Origin of the sequence: Pseudomonas sp. SWRI77 (assembly GCF_014269105.1) — a bacterium.
Lineage (GTDB): Bacteria > Pseudomonadota > Gammaproteobacteria > Pseudomonadales > Pseudomonadaceae > Aquipseudomonas > Aquipseudomonas capeferrum.
The window spans coordinates 86123-107626 of record NZ_JABWRV010000004.1 but is presented as its reverse complement, the minus strand read 5'-3'; the positions used below and the strand labels follow the sequence as shown (position 1 = coordinate 107626).

Sequence of the window (21504 nt, the reverse complement as noted above, 5' to 3'; positions counted from 1 at the left end):
CAAAGCCCTCCCAGCGGCCTCAGCCCTTCCGGACCCTGAACCACGCCGCATACAACGCCGGCAAGAACAGCAACGTCAACGCCGTCGCAACGATCAACCCGCCCATGATCGCCACCGCCATCGGCCCATAGAACACGCTACGCGACAACGGGATCATCGCCAGCACCGCCGCCAGTGCCGTCAGCACGATCGGCCGGAAGCGCCGTACCGTAGCCTCGATGATCGCCTGCCAACGCTCCATCCCCGAGGCGATGTCCTGTTCGATCTGATCCACCAGGATCACCGAGTTGCGCATGATCATCCCGGCCAGGGCAATGGTGCCGAGCATGGCCACGAAGCCGAACGGCTGGCGGAACACCAGCAGGAACAAGGTCACGCCAATCAGCCCCAGGGGCGCGGTAAGGAACACCATCACCGTGCGCGAGAAACTGCGCAACTGGATCATCAACAGGCTCAACACCACCACGATGAACAGCGGCATACCGGCATTCACCGATTTCTGCCCGCGCTCGGAATCTTCCACGGTACCGCCCACCTCGAGCAGGTAGCCATCCGGCAGTTTGGCCTTGACGTCGCTTAACGTCGGCTCGATCTGTCGCACCAGGGTCGCCGGCTGCTCCTTATCGTAGATGTCGGCACGCACGGTCACCGTTGGCAGGCGGTTGCGGTGCCAGATGATGCCTTCTTCGAAGCCGTACTCCAGGGTCGCTACCTGCGACAGCGCCACGCTCTGGCCGTTGTCGGTGGGCAGCGCCAGGCTGCCCAGGTTAGCCAGGTCGCCACGCTCTTTCTGCGTGCCGCGCAGCAGGATCTCGATAAGTTCGTTGTCCTCGCGGTACTGGCTGACCGTGGTGCCGGTCAGCGAGCTGCGCAAGAAGCTCGACAGGTGCGCGGTGCTCACGCCAAGGGCGCGGGCGCGGTCCTGATCGATGGCCAGGAACACCGCCTTGCTTGGCTCCTCCCAGTCCAGGTGCACGTTTACCACGTGCGGGTTCTCGCGCACCTTGTCGGCCACTTCGCGGGCCAGGGCGCGCACCTTCTCGATATGCTCGCCGGTCACCCGGAACTGCACCGGGTAACCCACGGGTGGGCCGTTTTCCAGGCGCGTGACGCGGGCGCGCAAGTCGGGGAACTGCTGGTCGACGGTATCGATCAGCCAACTGCGCAGCCGTTCGCGCTCTTCCATCGATTTGGCCAGCACGACGAACTGGGCAAAGCTGGCAGCCGGCAGCTGCTGGTCCAGCGGCAGGTAAAAGCGCGGCGACCCGGTGCCCACATAGGCCACATAGTTGTCGATACCGTCCTGCTGCTTGAGCAGCACCTCCAGTTGTTTGACCCGCTCGGCGGTATTGGCCAGCGACGCGCCCTCGGCCAGCTTCAGGTCGACCATCAGCTCTGGGCGCCCGGACGCCGGGAAGAACTGCTGCGGCACGAAGCGGAACAGCAGGATGCTGCCGACGAACGCTGCGAGGGTCAGCAGAATGACGGTCTTGCGACGCCGCACGCACCACTCGACCACACGCCGTACGCGCTGATAGAACGGCGTGGCGTAAGGGTCCGGCGCATGCCCATCGCTGCCATGACGGGCAGCATGCAGCTTGGCCAGGTCCGGCAGCAGGCGTTCGCCCAGATAAGGGACAAACACCACCGCCGCAACCCAGGAGGTCAGCAGCGCGATGGTCACGACCTGGAAGATCGAACGGGTGTACTCGCCCGTGCTCGACGCCGCCGTGGCAATCGGCAAGAAGCCGGCAGCGGTAATCAAGGTACCGGTCAGCATGGGGAAGGCCGTGCTCGTCCAGGCATAGCTGGCCGCCTTGAACCGGTCGTAGCCCTGCTCCATCTTGATCGCCATCATCTCCACGGCAATGATCGCGTCGTCCACCAGCAAGCCCAGCGCCAACACCAGCGCACCGAGCGAAATCTTGTGCAAGCCGATGCCGAAGTAGTGCATGGCGGCAAAGGTCATGGCCAGTACCAACGGAATGGCCAATGCCACCACCAGCCCGGTGCGCAAGCCCAAAGAGAAGAAGCTCACCAGCAGGACGATGACCAGCGCCTCGACCAGTACCTGGACGAACTCACCGACGCCGGCCTTGACTGCAGCCGGCTGGTCAGAGACCTTGCGCAGCTCCATACCGGCCGGCAGGTTGCGCGCCAGGCGCTCGAACTCACCCTCCAGGGCTTTGCCCAGCACCAGGATGTCGCCGCCGTCCTTCATCGACACGGCCAGGCCGATGGCGTCTTCACCCATGAAGCGCATGCGCGGCGCGGGTGGGTCGTTGAAGCCGCGGTGCACCTCGGCTACGTCACCAATGCGGAAGGTGCGATCGCCCACCCGAATCGGGAACTGACGAATCTGCTCGACACTGTCGAAGCGGCCGCTGACCCGCAGTTGCAGGCGCTCGCTGGGCGTCTCGAAGAAGCCCGCCGTGCTGACCGCGTTCTGCTCCTGGAGGGCCTGCTGGACGGCTTCCAGTGGCACGCCGAGGGTCGCCAGCTTGAGGTTGGACAGCTCGATCCAGACCTTCTCGTCCTGCAGCCCGACCAACTCGACCTTGCCCACATCCTTGACCCGCTGCAGCTGGATCTGGATGCGGTCGGCGTAGTCCTTGAGCACCGCATAATCGAAGCCCGTGCCGGTCAGCGCGTAGATATTGCCGAACGTGGTGCCGAATTCGTCATTGAAGAACGGGCCCTGGATTTCCGGCGGCAAGGTGTGGCGGATGTCCGCGACTTTCTTGCGGATCTGGTACCACAGCTCCGGGATATCCTTGGAATGCAGCGAGTCGCGGGCCATGAAGGTCACCTGCGACTCGCCCGGGCGGGAGAACGAGACGATCTTCTCGTACTCGCCGGTCTCCATCAGCTTCTTCTCGATGCGCTCGGTGACCTGGCGCGACACTTCCTCGGCGGTGGCGCCGGGCCACACGGTGCGCACGACCATGGCCTTGAAGGTGAACGGCGGGTCCTCGCTCTGGCCCAGCTTGGTGTAGGACATGGCGCCAATGGCAGCCAGCAGGATCATCAGGAACAGTACGATCTGGCGATTGCGCAGCGCCCAGGCGGAAAGGTTGAAACCCATCGGGACTTACTCCTTGGCCGTCAGGTTCACTACACGGTTGGTGCGATCCACGGGGCGCACCTCCTGCCCCTCGCGCAGCACATGGCCCCCGGCGGCGACCACCCAGTCGCCCGGTTTCAAGCCTTCGAGCACCGGTACACTGTCAGAGCCATACGGCCCCAGGCGCACCACCGTGCGCTCCAGGCGGCGGTCCTGGCCGACCCGCCAGACATAGGCCTGGCCGTTTTCTGCAGTGACCGCCGACAACGGCACTGCCAGTGGGATCAGCCCTTCATGGGCGATGAAAACACGTGCGCTCTGGCCCAGCTCGGCGGGCGCCTTGGCCGAGGTGAAGGCGATGCGTGCGGCGAAGGTTCGCGAACGTGGGTCGGCTGCCGGCGAGAGTTCACGGATACGCCCGTCGAAGCGCTCGCCTGGGTGCGACCACAGCTCCACGCTGACGCCTTGGCCCACGGCAAAACGGGAAAATTGCTGCTCCGGCAGGCCGATGACCACCTCACGCTCGCCGTCTGCGGCCAAGGTGAACACGGTCTGCCCGGCCGCGACCACCTGGCCGACTTCGACCTGGCGCTTGGCGATGACACCGGCCTGCGGCGCACGCAGCACTGCGTACTCGGCCTGGTTGCCGGCCACATCGAACTCGGCCTTGGCTTGTTTCAGGCGGGCCATGCCAGCGCGGTACAGGTTTTCGGCATTGTCGTACTGGGAGTGGCTGACCATCTGCCGATCCAGCAGCTTCTGGTAGCGATCACGCTCGGCGCGCACCAGCGACAGGTTGGCCTCGGCGGCGGCCAGCTGGGCACGATTGGCTTCCAGTTGCAGGCGCACATCCTGTGGGTCCAGCTCGGCCAGCGGCTGCTCGGCCTTGACCCGCTGGCCCTCTTCGACCAGGCGTTTGCTGACTTTGCCGGTAATGCGGAAGGCCAGCTCCGGTTCGAAGCGCGCGCGCACTTCGCCGGGGTAGCTGTCGGCAGCTGCTTCGGCCGGCTGTGGTTGAATCACCAGTGCCGGGCGCGGCGCGGCAGGTGGCGCGGCTTCCTGGCCGCACGCCGCAAGGAGCAGCGCGACGGCAGTGGGCAGAGCGATGGACAAGGCATGGCGCAACATGATGAATCCTTTCGCGAAGAGCACATCGAATATTTATACTGACGGGTATATTAAATCAGGGAATCGGCGCCGGGAAGGGTGTCTGTGGTGGTTTTTGCAAGGTGGGGCTTGAGGCCTCTGGCGCCTGTGAGATCGAGCGCCGCGCGGGCGGCGCTCGATCTCAAAAGCGCTATAAATCCCCCGCCAAACACCTCCCGCCCCAACACAACTGTCCAGTGACAGACAGCACGTATTGCATGGACACTTTCACCGAAAGGCGTCCGACCCGCTAAGATGGGCGACTCTTCAACAAGATGCAGACTCCAATGCCCAACGACGCACCCATCGGACCAGGCCGGCCCAAGGACCTGGCCAAACGCGAGGCGATCCTCGAAGCGGCCAAGACACTGTTCCTCAGCCTTGGCTATGCCAACACCAGCATGGATGCGGTCGCTGCGGCGGCAGGTGTTTCAAAACTCACGGTGTACAGCCACTTCACCGACAAGCAGACGCTGTTCTGCTCGGCGGTCATGGCCACCTGCCAGATCCAGCTACCGGACCTGCTGTTCGAGTACCCCGAGGGGGCACCGGTGGACGAGGTGCTGCTGACCATTGCCCGTAACTTCCAGGCGCTGATCAGCAGTGACGAAGCAGTTAAGCTCAGCCGCCTGATCATGGCCCAAGGCAGCCTGGACCCAAGCTTTGGCGAGTACTTCTACGAAGCTGGGCCCAAGCGCGTGCTGGCGGGAATGGAAGCGCTGCTGCGCGGGGCGGATGAGCGCGGGTTACTGCGCATCGACAACCCGTTGCGCGCGGCGGAGCACTTCTTCTGCCTGGTCAAGGGCGCACCGGATTATCGGTTGCTGCTCGGCTGCGCCGGGCCGCTGGAAGGGGATGAAGCCGAGGCGCATGTGCGGGAGGTGGTGGGGGTGTTCATACGCGCCTTCCACCCCTGATTGGCCGACAACACACGAATCGGCATGCATTCCGGTCAGGCCTTCAGGGCCTTCTTCGGGTAAATGTCATACCGGCTCGACTTGCCCTCCAGGCTGTGGCTTGGCTTCGGCCCGTCGATGATAGGCGCCTTGCGTGGCCGTTTCACCACCACCCGGTGGCTGGCAAGCGCCAAAGCGGCTTCTAGCAAGTCCGGGGCATCCAGGTCATCACCGACCAGTGGCCGGAATACGCGCATCTCCTTCTTCACCAGCGCGCTTTTGTCCCGGTGCGGGAACATAGGGTCGAGGTAGATCACCTGCGGCGGCTCCCCTTCCCAGGCACGCATGCGCTCGATGGCGTTGCCGGTCAGCAGGCACATGCGCCCAACGATCGGGCCCACCTCGTCATCCGCCCGCGCCCGCGCCAGGCCGTCTTCCAACAATGCGGCAATCAGCGGCTGGCGTTCGATCAGGGTCATCTGGCACCCCAGGCTGGCCAGCACAAATGCATCCTTGCCCAGCCCTGCCGTGGCATCGAGCACCTGCGGTCGTACACCCTGGGCGATGCCCACTGCCTTGGCGATCATCTGGCCGTTGCCACCGCCAAACTGGCGCCGATGCGCGGCCTGGCCTTCGACGAAGTCCACCCGCACCGGCCCAGGCGCCTGCGGGCCCAGTTGCTGGATCTGCAAGCCTTCAGCGCCCACCTGCACGGCGAAACCCGCGGCATCGTCCTGCAGCGGCAGGCCCAGGCGCTCGGCCCACGCCATAGCCTGTTGCGCATACTCTGCCGACATCGCTTCGACCCTGATACCCGTGCCTTGCTCTTCCATCGTCCACACCTAAAAAATCAAACCACGCCCTTATGAATCGGCAACCACGGCCGATACAGGCAATATCCCGCTATTCTGCCAGAGCACAACGCGCGCGACTGCCATGACAGATACTCTTCCCATCGGTTTGACCTACCTGTCGCCTGTCGGCCACTACGGTCAACAGAATACCCAGACACTCGGGGGCGTCAGCCACCTGTGGCAGGATTTCTTTGCCCGCGCCATGGCCGAGCAACAGGCAGAGGAAGCGGACAGCGTCAGCCAGTCGTTCGTCCAGTACGATCAGCACAGCGGCGAGCCGGTCGGCGGTGCCAGGGCGCTGGCGCTGATCGATGCCCAGCGTGCGCTGCCGGTGCACGACACCGAAATCGCACCGCCCGAGCCACTGTTCCTGCCCAAGGCCGAACTGGAAGCCAACCTGCTGGAGCCCGCCGCCGAGCCGTTCAGCGCCATCGAGCTGATAGAGCAGCAGCGTGAACTCGACCTGAGCAACAGCTGGTTGCGCCCGGTGGTCATGAGCCAGGGTCACCCGCTTGCCGAGCCCGGCCCAGGCCCCTCCCCGCGCCCGCTGTTCCTGCCTATCGCCGAGTTCGAGACGAACCTGCTGGACCCGGCCCCCGAGCCTTTCGACGAAACCACGCTGGCCAAGCAGCAGAATGACCTGGCGTTCGACATCCACTGGGCGCGCCCGGTGGTGCTGAACAACGTTCGCGTTCACGCCTGAGGTTGCGCAAGCTCAGCGGCAGATCTGCCAGCGGCCCATATCGAGGTGGAAGTGATTGTGGTGCGCGGCGTTGTAGTCTGGCCCCAGCACGGTACTGAAGCGTTCACAGGCCACCTGCTGCACCTGACGTAGGAAATCAGCTTTCTGCCCCCCCGCTTGCCAGTCCCGAGCCAGTACGATGCGCTGCCCGTCCTGCAAGCGAAAACCACTGATGTCCAGGGCATTGGCGGTGGCGTGCTGACTGAGCCGGCCTTGTTTGCGGTGATAGACATTGCGGCAGGCAAAACTGCCCAGGTGGTCGACCTGCGTCACCCGCTGCCCCAATACCCGCTGCGCCACCGGTTGCAGCCCATGCTGCTCGAACAGCGCGTAAGCCACCGCCAACGGGCAACTGGCCAGGAAGCTGCTGCTGAGCCGCGCCTGACCGCCCTTGATGCGCCATACGTTGCGCAGCGGGCAATTGGCCGAGGCCGGGCTGTCGGCTTGCGCCCGGTACCGCAGATCGCTGGTTTCCAGTGCCTGACGGCATAGCGCGGGGTCATCGCGCAGGCGCGACAGCTTGAAGGTGGTGAGCAGGTTCGGCGGCTGGCGCACGTCCAGCGGCGCCCAGGGGTTCCAGGCAGCCGGCAGGCGCCAGCCAAAATGCCAGGCCAGGCCTGCCAGCAGTGACAGGCCCAGCAACAGTACCAGCAAGGCACGCATGGCGATTCAGCGGCGGAGCAGGTCGTTGAGCTGGGCAAAGGGCAGCGCCTGTTCACCGTAGCCGAACGTACCCTCGTCACGAATCTCCAACGCGGCCCGGTGGAAAGCCCCCAGCGCCGCACGGGCCAGCGACGAGCCGACACTGATGCGGCGCACCCCAAGGTCTTGCAACTGGTTGACGCTCAGGGTCACGCCCGCCAGCCCCATCAGCACATTGACCGGCTTGGGCGCCACCGCCTGCACCACCGCGCGAATTTCTTCGACGGTGCGCAGCCCTGGCGCGTAGAGCACATCGGCCCCGGCCTCGGCATAAGCTTGCAGGCGCAGGATGGTGTCATCCAGGTCCAGGCGCCCGTGCAGCAGGTTTTCTGCACGGGCGCACAGGGTGAACGGAAACGGCAGGCTACGCGCTGCCTGAACCGCCGCGCGGACGCGTTCTACAGCCAGGCCATGGTCATAGATAGGGGCTTCACTGCGCCCGCTGGCGTCTTCGATGGAACCCCCTACAAGACCCGCCTCGGCGGCCCGCAGGATGCTCTGTGCGCAGTCTTCGGGCAGGTCGCCGAAGCCGTTCTCCAGGTCGGCGGCTACCGGCAAGGCCGTGGCATCGACAATAGCCCCGGCGTTATCCAGGGTTTCGTCCAGGCTCAAGGCACCTTCGGCATCCGGTCGGCCCAGGCTGAACGCCAGGCCCGCGCTGGTCGTGGCCAGCGCCTCGAAGCCCAGGCTGGCGAGCAGCTTGGCGGAGCCGGCATCCCACGGGTTGGGGATGACGAAGGCCCTGTCGCGTTCGTGCAGTGCCTTGAAGGCTTCGGCTCGCAGGGTTTGCACATCCATGGTCTCAACCTCAGGCAGTCAGGAGTGGTCAGAGTAGTCCCAGCTGTTCGACCTCAGGGGCGCGTGGCAATTCCGGCAAAGGTGCAAGGCCAGGCAGGCGCTGCATCAGACGTTGATGAAAACGCTGGGCCAACGCCGCGGCCAGGCGGTTATCCGAGGTGTGCAGGAAGATGTAGGGGCTACGACCTTCCTCGACCCAACTGGCCACCTTGGCCACCCAGGGCGTCAGGAAGGCTTCGTTGGCTTCAAGCTGCGGATGGCCAATGAAACGTACCTGCGGATGCTGGCTGAAGGCGGCCGGGCGTGGCGGCACCTTGGGTTTCTTGGCCTGGGCATGCAGCACGGCGGGCTCGCGCGAGGTGCAACTGAACAACGCCCGCGGGTCGAGGCAGATGCGCTCGACACCACGCTCGAGCAACAGCCGGTTGAGCTGCCGCTCCTCTTCACCGCGCGCAAAAAAAGCCTCGTTGCGCACTTCGACGGCCAACGGCACACCCACTTGATCCAGAAAATGGCTCAACTCTGCCAGGCGCGAAGGCCCGAATAACGCAGGCAACTGCAGCCAGTAAGGCGATACTCGTCCACCCAGCGGTGCCATCAAACGGGTGAAGGCAGCGGCCGCGTCCAGCTGATCGCGCAGGTCTCCCCCATGGCTGACCTCGCGGGGGAATTTGGCGGTGAAACGAAAGTGCGCCGGCATCGTCTGCGCCCAGCGTGCCACGGTGGCGGGTGCGGGGCTGGCGTAGAAGGTGGTATTGCCTTCGACCGCGTTGAACACCTGGCTGTACAGGCCAAGGTACTCAGCGGCTCGGGCATCGGCGGGGTACAGGTAGTCGCGCCAGGCGTTTTCGCTCCATGACGGACAACCCAGAAAATAAGGCAGAAGAGAAGGAATCATCCCTCAAATGTACAGGTCGAGCCCCAGCACTTCCATGTCCCAATCGGTAAAACCGGCCGTGCTCAGGTAGCTCGCCAACGCAGTGGCGGTACGCCGGTCACGGGCGCGAGGGAAGATCATGTCTTGCTGACGGGCTGGCAGGCCACCGCTGCGACGGCGAACGGCCGCCTCCTGGGCCAGCTCACCCTGCTCGCCGCTGTCGATGATGTCGGCATCTTCGATGGCCTCATCGCGCACCGACGCTTTGCGCGGTGTGCGCTTGATCGGGTAGGACTGCGATGAGAAACCGTCGATACGCATGGCGTGAACACTCAGAACCGATGATGGCAATTTAGCAGCATCAGAGTTACGTCGCTAATGCTTGAGTGATAACTGGACCACAGTTCGCGAGAAAGGTTTTAGCGTCATCGGCGATAACCGACGAACAACACTCAGCGCTTCTTGGGTGTCGCTACATTATCGCGCAAGTACACAGGTTGCGCCTGCTCGGCGCCGATCGCTTCGCCGCGCGCCCAGGCAAAGCTGGCCAGGCTGAGGATATCCAGGGCATTGGGCAACGCCGCCGCATTGCTGGCGGCGACGTGCACAGCCAGGCGCTCGGCATAGCCCCAACCGGTACCGGCACCGAACCACTCGGCGGTGCTGGCGTCGGGCAGCGCCACGCGCTCGGGCGGCAGTACCGCTTCCTGGCCGACCAGGCGCATTTCGCCAGCGATGGCCTGGTAGCAGCCCCAGTACACCTCGTCCATGCGCGCATCGATGGCGGCCGCCACGTGCTGCGCACCCTGCTCGCGCAACGCACCTTGCGCCAGCGCGGCCAGGTTGGACACCGGCAGCACCGGGCGCTCGAGGGCGAACGCCAGGCCCTGGACCACACCGATGGCGATCCGCGCGCCGGTGAAGGCCCCCGGGCCACGGCCGAACGCGATGGCGTCCAGCGCATTCAAGGCCACACCCGAGTCAGCCAGCAGCTGTTTGATCATCGGCAGCAACTTCTGCGCGTGCTGACGTGGGATCACCTCGTAATGGCTGGTTACCTTGCCGTCATGCAACAAGGCGACGGAACAGGCTTCGGTGGCGGTATCCAGGGCCAGCAGGGTGGTCATCGAACGGGTTTCCAGGTGCAGGGAAAAGAGCGCCAGTATAAACGACAACGGCCCGCAAGCGGGCCGTTGTGATGCAAGGCGATGGATCAGCTCAGGGCTGCCAGTACCTTGGCGGTGATGGCGTCGACCGAACCGACACCTTCGATGTGGCTGTACTTCGGCTTGCCAGCATTTGCAGCCGACAGCTTCTGGTAGAACTCGACCAGCGGCTTGGTCTGGGTGTGGTAGACCGACAGGCGATGACGCACGGTTTCTTCCTTGTCGTCGTCGCGCTGGATCAGGTCTTCGCCGGTCTCGTCGTCCTTGCCTGCCACTTTCGGCGGGTTGTACTGAATGTGGTAGGTGCGGCCCGACGCCAGGTGCACACGGCGACCGGCCATACGGCCAACGATTTCTTCATCGTCAACGGCGATTTCGACCACGGCGTCGATGTCGACACCGGCGGCGACCATGGCTTCGGCTTGCGGAATGGTCCGTGGGAAGCCGTCGAACAGGCAGCCGTTGGCGCAATCCGGCTGGGCGATGCGCTCCTTTACCAGGCTGATGATCAGATCGTCGGAGACCAGCTGGCCGGCATCCATGACTTTCTTCAGTTCCAGGCCCAGCGGGGTACCGGCCTTGACGGCGGCACGCAGCATGTCACCGGTGGAGATCTGTGGAATACCGAACTTCTCGGTGATGAACTTTGCCTGAGTACCTTTACCGGCCCCGGGAGCTCCCAGCAGAATTACGCGCATCTCGTGCTCCTCAAATTTTTTTATGAAATTCAATGGATTCGGCAACCAGGGCCAAGTCCGGAAAATCGGGTATGACCATAAATCGGTCAGAAGGCTGCTCAAGATACACAGCGCCCGGCAGCCAGACAAGCGTCCCAAAGTTGCAGGAATGCGCCACTTGCGACCTGCCCGGCAAGCGGTTGCGCTCGGCGCAACCGCCCTCCCCATTCCTGATGGCCTCCCTCCTCACACCTGCGCCTGGCAAACCAGACGCGGCCTCAGCCGGTGTTGCGCAGGCCCGCGGCGATGCCCGCCACGGTGACCAGCAAGGCCTGCTCCAGCGGGCTGTCCAGAGCGGCTTCGCGCCTGCGCGAACGCGCCAGCAGCTCGGCCTGAAGGCGGTGCAGCGGGTCCAGGTAAGTGTTGCGCAGGCTGATGAATTCCAGGGTTTCGGGGCTGTGCGCCAGTAGCACCGGCTGCCCGGTCAAGCCCAGTACCACCTGGCAGGACTGCGACAATAGGTCGCGCAGGTGCACACCTAAAGGAAGCAGGTCCGGTTGCACCAGACGTTCGTCGTAGGCCTCGGCGATTTGAGCATCGGCCTTGGCCAGCACCATCTCCAGCATGTCGATACGGGTGCGGAAAAACGGCCATTGCTCGCGCATCTGCGCCAACAGTTCGCCCTGGCCGCGTTGCAAGGCATTGTTCAAGGCGGTTTCCCAGCCCAGCCAGGCTGGCAGCATCAGGCGCGTCTGGGTCCAGCCGAAGATCCACGGGATGGCCCGCAGGCTCTCGATGCCGCCGGCGCGGCGCTTGGCCGGGCGGCTGCCCAAAGGCAGGCGCCCCAACTCCTGCTCCGGCGTCGACTGGCGGAAATACTCGACAAAATCGGGGTTGTCGCGCACCACGCTGCGATACGCCTGCACCCCATCAGCAGCCAGTTGGTCCATCACCTCACGCCAGGCAGGCTGCGGCGGGGGTGGCGGTAACAAGGTGGCCTCCAGCACGGCCGCCAGGTACAGGTTGAGGTTTTGTTCGGCAATGCCAGGCAAACCGAACTTGAAGCGGATCATCTCGCCCTGCTCGGTGGTGCGGAACCGCCCAGCCACCGAGCCCGGTGGCTGCGACAGGATCGCCGCGTGCGCCGGGCCGCCGCCACGGCCAACGGTGCCGCCACGGCCGTGGAACAACAACAACTCGACTTGATGCTCGCGGCAGATGCGCACCAGGTTTTCCTGGGCCCGGTACTGCGCCCAGGCGGCTGCCGTGGTGCCGGCGTCCTTGGCGGAGTCGGAATAGCCGATCATCACTTCCTGCGGGCCGCGCAGGCCGGCGCGATAGCCCGGCAGGCCAAGCAGGCGCTGCATCACCGGGCCGGCGTTGTCCAGGTCGGCCAAGGTCTCGAACAGCGGTACCACGCGCATCGGGCGGGTCAGCCCGGCTTCCTTGAGCAGCAGTTGCACCGCCAGCACATCCGACGCGGCACCGGCCATGGAGATGACATAGGAGCCCAACGAAGCGGCCGGCGCCGCCGCAATTTCCCGGCAGGTGGCCAGCACCTCGGCGGTTTCCGCCTGGGGCTGGAAGTGCGCCGGCAGCAGCGGCCGGCGGTTTTTCAGTTCGGCCAGGAGGAACGCGATACGTTGCTCTTCATCCCACTCGGCGTAGCGCCCCAAGCCCAGGTAATCGGTGATCTCGGTCAGGGCATCGCGGTGCCGGGCAGCGTCCTGGCGCACGTCCAGGCGCCCCAGGTACAGGCCAAAGGTCACGGCACGGCGCAGGCAGTCGAGCAGCGGCCCTTCGGCGATCACGCCCATGCCGCATTCATGCAGCGATTGATAGCACAGCTCCAGCGGCGCGATCAGGTCGCGGTTGTCCACCAGCACTTCGGCACCGGCGGGCTGGCTGCTGGTCAAGGCGGCATGCGCCCAGGCGCGGGTCGCCCGCAGGCGCTCACGCAATTGCTTGAGCACGGCGCGGTAAGGTTCGGCGCTGTCGCCGACCCGCTCACGCAGCGCGCTGCTGGCGTGTTGCATGGACAATTCTGCAGCCAAGGCGTCGATATCGCGCAGGAACAGGTCGGCCGCCATCCAGCGCGCCAGCAACAGCACTTCGCGGGTGACTGCGGCCGTGACATTGGGGTTGCCGTCGCGGTCGCCGCCCATCCAGGAGGCGAAGCGGATCGGTGCGGCCTCCAGCGGCAGGCGCAGCCCGGTGGCATCGTGCAGCGCCTTGTCGATCTTGCGCAGGTGGTTGGGGATGGCCTGCCACAAGGAATGTTCGATCACCGCAAAGCCCCACTTGGCCTCGTCCACCGGGGTGGGCCGGGTACGGCGGATCTCTTCGGTGTGCCAGGCTTCGGCGATCAGCCGGCGCAGGCGCTCGCGCACCTGCTGGCGCTCGCCAGGGGTCAGGTCGCGATGGTCCTGGGCTGCCAACTGAGCGGCGATGGCATCGTACTTCTGGATCAAGGTGCGGCGCGCGACCTCGGTGGGGTGGGCCGTCAGCACCAGCTGGATATCGAGCTTGGCCAACTGCCGGGCCAAGGCGTCGTTGCCATGCCCGGCCTGCTTCAGGCGTGCCAGCAGCTCGGGCAGCACCCGCGCTTCGAATGGCTCTGGCTGGTCGGCATCGCGACGGCGGATCAACTGGTACTGCTCGGCCATGTTGGCCAGGTTGAGAAACTGGTTGAACGCCCGGGCCACTGGCAGCAAGTCTTCATCGGCCAGGTCCGCCAGGGTCGAGCTCAATTGCTCGCCAGCCACCCGGCGGTCGGCCTTGGCGCTGTGACGAATGGCTTCGATCTTCTGCAAAAACGCATCCCCGTGCTGCTGACGAATGGTTTCGCCGAGCAACTCCCCCAACACATGGACATCTTCACGCAAACGCACATCGATATCGGTCATTGGCCCTCTCTGTGGCGCAGCCTTGGCGCACTCGTTCAGGAAACAGCACTGGGCCAAGAGTGCCCACAGCCAAGCGTCGATGGCAAGCGCCCCAGCCAAGCCGCGATCGGCAAAGCAAACTAAAGTGCAAGCAGAGCACTCCGATGCAATGCAGCCTTTCGAGGCGTTGACAGAGGTCATCATGAAAATCCGTGAACTCGCCCAGCACTGGGAACAGAATGCCGCAGGTACCCTGAGCCGTACCGGCCATGTACTGCATCTGGACCTGGAGTCGGAGGCGCGCCTGGCCGCGCTGATCGACATGTACCCCAAACGTACCGCCGAAGAACTGCTCGGCGAATTGGTGGCGGCAGCCCTTGAGGAACTGGAAGCCAGCTTCCCTTATGTACAGGGGCGCCAGGTTATCGCCACCGATGAAGAAGGTGACCCACTGTTCGAAGACATCGGCCCTACCCCGCGTTTTCTGTCGTTGTCTCGCCGTCACCTGCAGGAACTCAGCAGCACTGCTGATGACAGCGAAACATAACCACCCCACCCCCTGTTTCCGGGCCTGCAAGGCCCGGAATACCGCCCATGGCGCTGAAAGTTCCAGGTAAACCTCACTGACCAATCAGTCAGAAAAAGTTATCCGTCAACGGCACTTTTTTCTGAACTATTCGAAAAACGCCCGAGTCCGAGCAAATAGCCATCACGCTAAAACCCTGCACACTGCCCTCGTGCACCGTTCAGCTGAAGTACACGGCAACTGTCAGGGAATAAGCGATGGACTGCTACGGACATCGTCGTTATCAGGAGTGATCCAATGGAGCTGACCACCATGAAGACCCGCACTTTCAAACCCTCATCCACTCATGTGCGCGGGTTCAAGCTGGCCGCGCTGGCCCTGGGCAGTAGCCTGGTCCTGGCCGGCTGTGCGGGCAACCCGCCCACCGAGCAGTATGCCGTTACCCAGTCCGCCGTGAACTCTGCCGTCAGTGCCGGCGGTACCGAGTTCGCCGCCGTTGAAATGAAAGCGGCCCAGGACAAGTTCAAGCAGGCTGAAATCGCCATGCATGACAAGAACTACGACGACGCCAAGCGTCTGGCCGAACAAGCCGAATGGGACGCCCGCCTCGCCGAACGCAAGGCTCAGGCGGCCAAGGCCCAGAAGGCCGTGCAGGATGCCCGCCAGGGCGTTCAGGACGTACGTGAGGAAGGCCTGCGCAGCGCTCAGTGAGCCCTGCCCGACTTCCCTTAGCCTTCGCACTCGATCAAAGGATGAACACTATGCGCAAACACGTCATGATTCCCGCCCTGCTGGCCCTGAGCGTCGGTCTTGCTGCCTGCTCGCACGACCCGAACGCCAACCTTGAATCGGCCCGCACCAACTTCTCCGCGCTGCAGAGCGACCCGCAGTCGAGCAAGGTCGCGGCGCTGGAAACCAAGGATGCCCAGGACTGGCTGAACAAAGCCGACAAGGCCTACATGGATCGCGAGGACCAGAAAAAGGTCGACCAACTCGCCTACCTGACCAACCAGCGGGTCGAGGTCGCCAAGCAGACCATCGCCCTGCGCACCGCCGAAGGCGAACTGAAAAACGCCTCCGCCCAACGCGCCCAGGCCAAACTGGATGCCCGCGATGCGCAGATCGCCAAGCTGCAGGACAGCCTCAATGCCAAGCAGACCGACCGCGGTACGCTGGTCACCTTCGGCGACGTGCTGTTCGACTTCAACAAGGCCGTGCTCAAGAGCAACGCCTACCCCAACGTGACCAAACTGGCCCAGTTCCTTCAGGAAAACCCGGAGCGCAAGGTGATCGTAGAGGGCTACACCGACAGCGTCGGCTCGGCCAACTACAACCAGACCCTCTCCGAGCGCCGCGCCGCTGCCGTGCGCATGGCGCTGGTACGTGCAGGCGTAGACCCAGCACGCATCGTCGCTCAGGGCTACGGCAAGGAGTACCCGGTGGCCGACAACGGCAGCAACTCGGGCCGTGCACAGAACCGTCGGGTAGAGGTGACCATCTCCAACGACAACCAGCCGGTGGCACCGCGCTCGGTGAGCCAGGCGCAGTAAGGCTGGCTAGTTGAAAGAAAAAACCCCGCCTTGATGGCGGGGTTTTTCGTTTTTCATTGGTCTGCCCGCGAAAGGTCAGGTGCAGCAACGCAGATCGCAGCTCACTGCACCTGCTGCGGTGTGTCCTCGCCCATGCAACGCACCGCACGCTTGCGGTCGTCGACCAGCACGCCGGTCAGGCCTTTCTGTTGGGTATCGAACAGCACCAGCACACCGTCCACGCACTGGGCCACCTGTGGGGCCGGGTCGAGCGAGACTTTGTAATCCTCGCCTGGCAGGGTCTTGAGCATGGTGAAATCCTGCAGCAACAGGGCGTCTTCAGGCTTGGCGAAATGCAGGTAACCGTAGTACCAGAGGGCCCCCACCGTCACGATGATGCTGCCGACGCCGGTCAGGATCAGCGGGATGGCGTTGCGTTCTTCACTCATTGCTTGTTCTTCTCGTCAGGGTAATTGGGCACTTCGGCAAGCCGCCGTAGGCCGTTGAAATGACTCGGGTCGTCCAAAAAGCGCAGCATTACCTGGCGCCACACCGGGTCAGCGAAGGTCTGCACATGGCCGCCACGGGTCAGTTGCAGTACCCGCGGCGGTGGCGCGTGCTGGTACAGGCGGATGCCGTTGTCCATCGGCACCAGGTGGTCGTCGATACTGTGGAAGAACAGCTTCGGCGGGCCGTCCAGGCGCTCGACCGAACGGATCGCACTGTCACTGTCGGGCACCAGCCACGACAGCGGCACCTGCAACGGCCAGGTCATCCACGACGTACTCAGGGCAAACCGCCCGACCGCACGGTAGCTGGCCGGCACGCCATCGAACACCAGCGCGCTGAAGCGCTGGCGCTGTTCGGGGTGGGCCGCCAGGTAGTGGATGGCCATGGCGCCGCCCAGGCTCTGCCCCAGCAGCACCAGTGGCTTGCCCTTGACCTCGGGCGCCTGGTCCAGCCAGCCCATGGCCGCCGCAATGTCCTGGTAGACCTCCGGCAAACCCGGTTTGCCCTGAGACAGCCCATAACCCCGGTAGTCGACCATCAGTACCTGGTAGCCCTGCTCCGGCAGCCAGTAGCTGCCCCCCAGATGGCCGGCCAGGTTGCCGCCGTTGCCATGCAGGTGCAACACCGTGCCCTTGACCTCGACACCGGCCTTGGCCGGCAGCCACCAGCCATGCAGGCGCAAACCGTCGGCGGTGGTCAGAGTAACGTCACGGTATTCCAGCTTGGCCCTTTCCGGCGTGAACGGTTGGCCCGGCTCGGGGTAGAACAGCAGGCTGCTGCACCCGCTCAGGCCCAGCAGGAGCACACCGAGTACCAGCAGGCGGCAGCGCTCAGAGAATGTTCGCGTAGTCGGCTTCAATGCGATCCAGGCTCAGGTGGTTGAGGAAGTTGGAGAAGCACATCCAGGCCGACAGCGCGTTGAGGTCACGGAACTGTTCGGGCAAGTACTTGGGCGGTTCCACCAGCCCTTCCTCGACCAGTTGGCGCAGGGTGCGCATGTCTTCCAGGGTGGTCTTGCCACAGAACAGCAGCGGGATCTGCTCGAGCTTGCCCTTCTTCACGGCCAACTGAATGTAGTTGTAAACCATGATGAAGCCCTTGAGGTAGGACAAGTCCTTGGTGAATGGCAGCCCATTGGGCACCGAGCCGCGGAACACCCGGCTGGCGTTGCTGTAGCTCTGCGCCATTTCAAAGCCCTGGGCGCGGAAAAACTCGAATACCTGGAGGAAATCGGCGCCTTCCTCGACCATGTGGATGGCGCGCGTGCGGTTGGTGAGCTTGCGCAGGCGGCTGGGGTAAGAGGCGAAGGCAATCACCTCCATGAGAATCGCCAGCCCTTCCTGGGTCACCGTCGACGAGGGTGGCCCTTTGGCCAGGAAGGTGCAGATCGGCTGGTTGAGGCCATTGAGCGTGGTGCCGACATGCACCAGCCCCTCGTGCACCTCCAGCGCACGCACGTCGCGGCTGTTGAACATGGCGTCGGCGCGCACCTTGATGTAGTCGGCCCCCGCCGCTGCGTCGGCGACGATGCCGTCGGACTCGAACACACGGATAGTTTCTTCGGCCTCGCCGAACACCTTGTTCAGGCGGCGCTGGAGGATGTCCACGGCCTCCTTGGCGGTCAGGTTCTTCGGCTCGTCCTTGAGGTCGCCACGGCCATCGATGTTGTTCAGGTAGTCCGAAAGCATCAGGCCCAGGTCGGCCAGGGTCGGGTCACCGGCATGGAAGGCGTCGGAGGCGGCGCCGTAGAGCTCCTGCGAGATCAGCCCGAAGTCTTCGGTGCCACGCGCCTCGAGCATGCGCACCACCATGCGGTACTCCTTGCACATGCGCCGCATGATCTGCCCGACCGGGTTGAACTGGCCCAGCCGGCGGGTGATGTCGCGCTCGATGCTCTGGAATTCGGCCTTGACCGCACTGGAGTCGAACGACAACGGGCGCGACTGGTAATAGGCGCGGTCTACGGCAGGTGGCTCTTTGCCCTTGGCCTTGAGGAAGCCGTGGCGGATGTTGTCGTCCCACTTCACCGCGTCGAGCACACGAATGGGGGTCTGCGCCGCGACGATGCGGTCGGACAGTGCACGGATGGTCTGTTGGTACTCGTCCACTGAGGACTCCTTGCTAGAGGGCAGTACAGGCAACTACTTGCCGCTGCGCTGGAAGCGCGCCACCTCGACGAACAGGTCGGAGTTGGCCGGGTCGTCCAGATAGGCCAGCACCCGCGCCGATGGGCTGTCGATCAGCACGCCCTCACCATTGTCTTCCGGCACCTCGGTGCTGCGCCCAGTCAGTTCTTTCTTCTCGACAGCCTGCTGCACCTGCTCGACATCGAGGTTGTACACCACCAGTTCCTTGCCATCGATGACTTCGAAACCGCCAATCAGGAAATTACCGCCCAGGCGCTTGGGCACGCCGGCCGAGAGGTACCAGCGATTGCCGTGGCGCGACACGGTGAACACATACGCTTCGGGGGCCTTGCCCTTGGCCGTGGCCACGGCCTTGTAGGCATCGCCGCCACTGCGGCTGATCGCAAGTTTCAGCGGCTCGCCCCAGGCGTCCTTGCTGCTCCATTTGCCGAGCAGAGCCTTGGGCGCGGCCTGGTTGCTCGGCAACGGCTCGTCAAAGGTCACCAGACAACCGCCTAGCAGCAGGAATGACAGAGTCAACAACACCACACGCCAGGCTTTCATCAGGTTCTCCTTGAAAATTCAGGTCTGTGCTCAGGCCAATGCCAACACCAGGTGCAGGTAACGGGTAAGCATAGCGAGCATCTGCCCATCGGCTTGCGCGTTCGCATCCTTGAGCAGGCCCTGATATTCCATCTGCTCGATAATCGCCGTCAACATCTGGGCGTCCTGTTCCGGTTGCCGCGACCCGACCACCTGCAGCAACTGTCGAGTACCGTGCAGAAGGATCTGCTCGTGGGCGCACACCAGTTCGGCCAGACGTGGGCACAGCAGCGCCTCCTGGCGGAACGCCTGCTCGGCCATGAGGAAGTCGCGGCGATTGAGCAACTGGCGGGACACATAGTCAGCGGTCATGCGCGCCACTTCGTCGGCCAGCCGCGCCCTCGCCTGCGGGCTGCCATCACCCTGGGCCAGCATCTGGCGCAGCACTACCTCAGTGTTGGCCCAGAGCTTGGCCATGTAGGCGGCGCTGCGCTCGACGTACTGGGCGAAGGTATCGGTGAGCAGGTCCTCGATGTCCTTGAAGTAATAGGTGGTGGCCGACAATGGCACACCTGCCTCGGCGGCCACCGCGCGGTGGCGCACACCACGTACACCATCGCGCACGACGATGCGCATGGCGGCGTCGAGGATCAGTTGGCGGCGCTGCTCGCTGCCTTGGCGGGCAGTCTTGCGGCCTTGGTATTGCACGCTTTCGGCGACGGCGGTGGCGATGCCGGCGGCGCCTTGCGGGGCGATTACGGGGGACACGGGGTTACCTCACGGACGGTGTGCTGGCTGCGACGGCCCTTGCGCAGGTTTACCCGCGAAAAAGCGCGCACTGACAACATAAAGCTTCAGGCACGAAAAAGCCGCCCCTAGAGGCGGCTTTCTCAGATCACTCAGGCCTGCGGACGCATATGTGGGAACAGGATCACATCGCGAATCGACGGCGAGTTGGTCAGCAGCATCACCAGGCGGTCGATGCCGATGCCTTCACCGGCGGTCGGCGGCATGCCGTACTCCAGGGCACGGACGAAGTCGGCATCGTAGTGCATGGCTTCGTCGTCACCGGCATCTTTCTCGGCCACCTGGGCCAGGAAGCGCTCGGCCTGGTCTTCGGCATCGTTGAGCTCGGAGTAGGCGTTGGCGATCTCGCGGCCACCGATGAACAGCTCGAAGCGGTCGGTCACGGCCGGGTTGTCGTCGTTGCGGCGGGCCAGCGGCGAGACTTCGAACGGGTATTCGGTAATGAAGTGCGGCTGCTCCAGTTTGTGCTCGACCAGCTCTTCGAAAATCATCACCTGCAACTTGCCCAGGCCTTCATGGCCGAGCACCTTGGCACCGGCTTTCTTGGCGATGTCACGGGCCTTGTCGACGTCCTGCAGGTCGGCGGCGGTCAGCTCGGGGTTGTACTTGAGGATCGAGTCGAACACCGACAGGCGCACGAACGGCTCGCCAAAGTGGAACACCTTGTCGCCGTACGGTACGTCGGTGCTGCCCAGCACCAGCTGCGCCAGCTCGCGGAACAGTTCCTCGGTGAGGTCCATGTTGTCGTTGTAGTCGGCGTAGGCCTGGTAGAACTCGAGCATGGTGAACTCGGGGTTATGCCGGGTTGAAACGCCTTCGTTACGGAAGTTGCGATTGATCTCGAAGACTTTCTCGAAGCCACCGACCACCAGGCGCTTGAGGTACAGCTCCGGCGCGATGCGCAGGAACATGGCCATGTCCAGGGCGTTGTGGTGGGTTTCGAACGGCTTGGCCGCGGCGCCGCCGGGGATGGTCTGCAACATCGGCGTTTCGACTTCGAGGAAGTCGCGCTCGATCAGGAACTTGCGGATGTGCGAGATCACCTGCGAGCGAACGCGGAAGGTGTGGCGGGTTTCTTCGTTGACCATCAGGTCGACGTAACGCTGACGGTAGCGCTGTTCGGTGTCGGTCAGGCCGTGGTGCTTGTCGGGCAGCGGACGCAGCGACTTGGTCAGCAGGCGCACGTTGGTCATCTCGACGTACAGGTCGCCCTTGCCGGAACGGGCCAGGGTGCCTTCGGCGCTGATGATGTCGCCCAGGTCCCAGGTCTTGACGGCGGCCAGGGTTTCTTCTGGCAGGGTCTTGCGGTTGACGTAGACCTGGATACGGCCGGTCATGTCCTGGATGACCATGAACGAGCCACGGTTGAGCATGATGCGCCCGGCAACCTTGACCGGAATCGCTGCAGCTTCCAGTTCTTCCTTGGTCTTGTCGGCGTACTGCTTCTGCAGGTCGTTGCAGTAGCTGTCGCGACGGAAGTCATTGGGGAAGGCATTGCCCTTGGCGCGCTCTGCGGCAAGTTTTTCCTTGCGCAGGGCGATCAGGGCGTTTTCTTCCTGTTGCAGGTCTTGCGGTGCGCTATTGAGGTCGCTCATGTGGTCACATCTTCCATCAGGGAATTCATTGCCCTCGCCCGCAGGCGAGGGTCTTCTCAGC

21 protein-coding genes are annotated in these 21504 nt (G+C 64.0%); 5 read left to right on the top strand and 16 right to left on the bottom strand.

Annotated features, from left to right (window positions below):
- Positions 1 to 19 precede the first annotated feature (19 nt).
- Both HU766_RS05765 and HU766_RS05760 read right to left on the bottom strand, forming a co-directional pair.
- The gene (locus tag HU766_RS05765; RefSeq protein WP_186654428.1) at positions 20 to 3085 is read right to left on the bottom strand and encodes an efflux RND transporter permease subunit; all 3066 of its coding nucleotides are present in this window, start codon (positions 3083 to 3085) and stop codon (positions 20 to 22) included.
- Positions 3086 to 3091: 6 nt separating this feature from the next.
- The gene (locus HU766_RS05760) at positions 3092 to 4192 is read right to left on the bottom strand and encodes an efflux RND transporter periplasmic adaptor subunit (RefSeq protein ID WP_186654426.1); all 1101 of its coding nucleotides are present in this window, start codon (positions 4190 to 4192) and stop codon (positions 3092 to 3094) included.
- Between the two features lie 293 nt (positions 4193 to 4485).
- On the opposite strand from HU766_RS05760, the gene HU766_RS05755 reads away from it, so the two are divergent.
- Positions 4486 to 5127: a TetR/AcrR family transcriptional regulator gene (locus HU766_RS05755; RefSeq protein ID WP_186654423.1), complete on the top strand. Its 642-nt coding sequence runs from the start codon at positions 4486 to 4488 to the stop codon at positions 5125 to 5127.
- Positions 5128 to 5162: 35 nt separating this feature from the next.
- Here HU766_RS05755 and HU766_RS05750 read toward each other — a convergent pair whose 3' ends face one another.
- Complete coding sequence (locus HU766_RS05750; RefSeq protein ID WP_186654421.1) at positions 5163 to 5939, bottom strand: class I SAM-dependent methyltransferase; 777 nt, start codon at positions 5937 to 5939, stop codon at positions 5163 to 5165.
- 103 nt (positions 5940 to 6042) lie between these two features.
- Here HU766_RS05750 and HU766_RS05745 point away from each other — a divergent pair, with 103 nt between their 5' ends.
- Complete coding sequence (locus HU766_RS05745) at positions 6043 to 6663, top strand: hypothetical protein (RefSeq protein ID WP_033700909.1); 621 nt, start codon at positions 6043 to 6045, stop codon at positions 6661 to 6663.
- Between the two features lie 12 nt (positions 6664 to 6675).
- Here HU766_RS05745 and HU766_RS05740 read toward each other — a convergent pair whose 3' ends face one another.
- The 7 genes from HU766_RS05740 to ppc form a co-directional block, all read right to left on the bottom strand.
- Positions 6676 to 7365, bottom strand: coding sequence for an extensin family protein (locus HU766_RS05740; RefSeq protein WP_186654419.1), 690 nt, complete (start codon positions 7363 to 7365; stop codon positions 6676 to 6678).
- A gap of 6 nt (positions 7366 to 7371) precedes the next feature.
- Positions 7372 to 8202, bottom strand: a complete 831-nt coding sequence (locus HU766_RS05735; RefSeq protein WP_186654416.1) for an isocitrate lyase/phosphoenolpyruvate mutase family protein — start codon at positions 8200 to 8202, stop codon at positions 7372 to 7374.
- Positions 8203 to 8230: 28 nt separating this feature from the next.
- On the bottom strand, positions 8231 to 9100 hold the full coding sequence (locus HU766_RS05730; protein WP_186654414.1) for a DUF72 domain-containing protein: 870 nt from the start codon (positions 9098 to 9100) through the stop codon (positions 8231 to 8233).
- A 3-nt stretch (positions 9101 to 9103) separates the two neighbouring features.
- Positions 9104 to 9400, bottom strand: a complete 297-nt coding sequence (locus tag HU766_RS05725) for a hypothetical protein (protein WP_186654412.1) — start codon at positions 9398 to 9400, stop codon at positions 9104 to 9106.
- Between the two features lie 131 nt (positions 9401 to 9531).
- A complete protein-coding gene (gene tsaB, locus HU766_RS05720) occupies positions 9532 to 10206 on the bottom strand; it encodes a tRNA (adenosine(37)-N6)-threonylcarbamoyltransferase complex dimerization subunit type 1 TsaB (RefSeq protein ID WP_186654409.1) in 675 nt (224 codons plus the stop codon).
- Between the two features lie 86 nt (positions 10207 to 10292).
- Positions 10293 to 10943 (bottom strand): adenylate kinase, encoded by a 651-nt coding sequence (gene adk, locus HU766_RS05715; protein ID WP_186654400.1) that lies wholly within the window; start codon positions 10941 to 10943, stop codon positions 10293 to 10295.
- A gap of 257 nt (positions 10944 to 11200) precedes the next feature.
- Positions 11201 to 13828 (bottom strand): phosphoenolpyruvate carboxylase, encoded by a 2628-nt coding sequence (gene ppc / locus HU766_RS05710; protein WP_186654398.1) that lies wholly within the window; start codon positions 13826 to 13828, stop codon positions 11201 to 11203.
- A gap of 181 nt (positions 13829 to 14009) precedes the next feature.
- On the opposite strand from ppc, the gene HU766_RS05705 reads away from it, so the two are divergent.
- The 3 genes from HU766_RS05705 (at position 14010) to HU766_RS05695 (ending at position 15883) form a co-directional block, all read left to right on the top strand.
- Entirely contained in the window at positions 14010 to 14354 is a 345-nt protein-coding gene (locus HU766_RS05705; RefSeq protein ID WP_186654394.1) for a pilin assembly protein, read from the top strand.
- 276 nt (positions 14355 to 14630) lie between these two features.
- Entirely contained in the window at positions 14631 to 15044 is a 414-nt protein-coding gene (locus tag HU766_RS05700; RefSeq protein WP_186654392.1) for a DUF4398 domain-containing protein, read from the top strand.
- 50 nt (positions 15045 to 15094) lie between these two features.
- Positions 15095 to 15883: an OmpA family protein gene (locus HU766_RS05695; protein WP_033700919.1), complete on the top strand. Its 789-nt coding sequence runs from the start codon at positions 15095 to 15097 to the stop codon at positions 15881 to 15883.
- A gap of 101 nt (positions 15884 to 15984) precedes the next feature.
- Here the strand turns inward: HU766_RS05695 and HU766_RS05690 are convergent, their stop codons facing one another.
- From HU766_RS05690 to lysS, 6 genes are all read right to left on the bottom strand, one after another.
- Positions 15985 to 16311 (bottom strand): hypothetical protein, encoded by a 327-nt coding sequence (locus HU766_RS05690; protein ID WP_033700920.1) that lies wholly within the window; start codon positions 16309 to 16311, stop codon positions 15985 to 15987.
- Positions 16308 to 17231 (bottom strand): alpha/beta hydrolase, encoded by a 924-nt coding sequence (locus HU766_RS05685; RefSeq protein WP_047581562.1) that lies wholly within the window; start codon positions 17229 to 17231, stop codon positions 16308 to 16310. The genes HU766_RS05690 and HU766_RS05685 overlap by 4 nt, the downstream gene beginning before the upstream one ends.
- Positions 17203 to 18480 carry a flavohemoglobin expression-modulating QEGLA motif protein gene (locus tag HU766_RS05680; RefSeq protein ID WP_033700922.1) on the bottom strand — a complete coding sequence of 426 codons (1278 nt, stop codon included), beginning with the start codon at positions 18478 to 18480 and terminating at the stop codon, positions 17203 to 17205. The genes HU766_RS05685 and HU766_RS05680 overlap by 29 nt, the downstream gene beginning before the upstream one ends.
- A 33-nt stretch (positions 18481 to 18513) precedes the next feature.
- Positions 18514 to 19062, bottom strand: coding sequence for a hypothetical protein (locus tag HU766_RS05675; RefSeq protein ID WP_186654390.1), 549 nt, complete (start codon positions 19060 to 19062; stop codon positions 18514 to 18516).
- 30 nt (positions 19063 to 19092) lie between these two features.
- Positions 19093 to 19797 carry a TetR family transcriptional regulator gene (locus HU766_RS05670; RefSeq protein ID WP_186654680.1) on the bottom strand — a complete coding sequence of 235 codons (705 nt, stop codon included), beginning with the start codon at positions 19795 to 19797 and terminating at the stop codon, positions 19093 to 19095.
- Between the two features lie 143 nt (positions 19798 to 19940).
- Complete coding sequence (lysS, locus tag HU766_RS05665) at positions 19941 to 21443, bottom strand: lysine--tRNA ligase (RefSeq protein WP_033700926.1); 1503 nt, start codon at positions 21441 to 21443, stop codon at positions 19941 to 19943.
- Between the last annotated feature and the right edge of the window lie 61 nt (positions 21444 to 21504).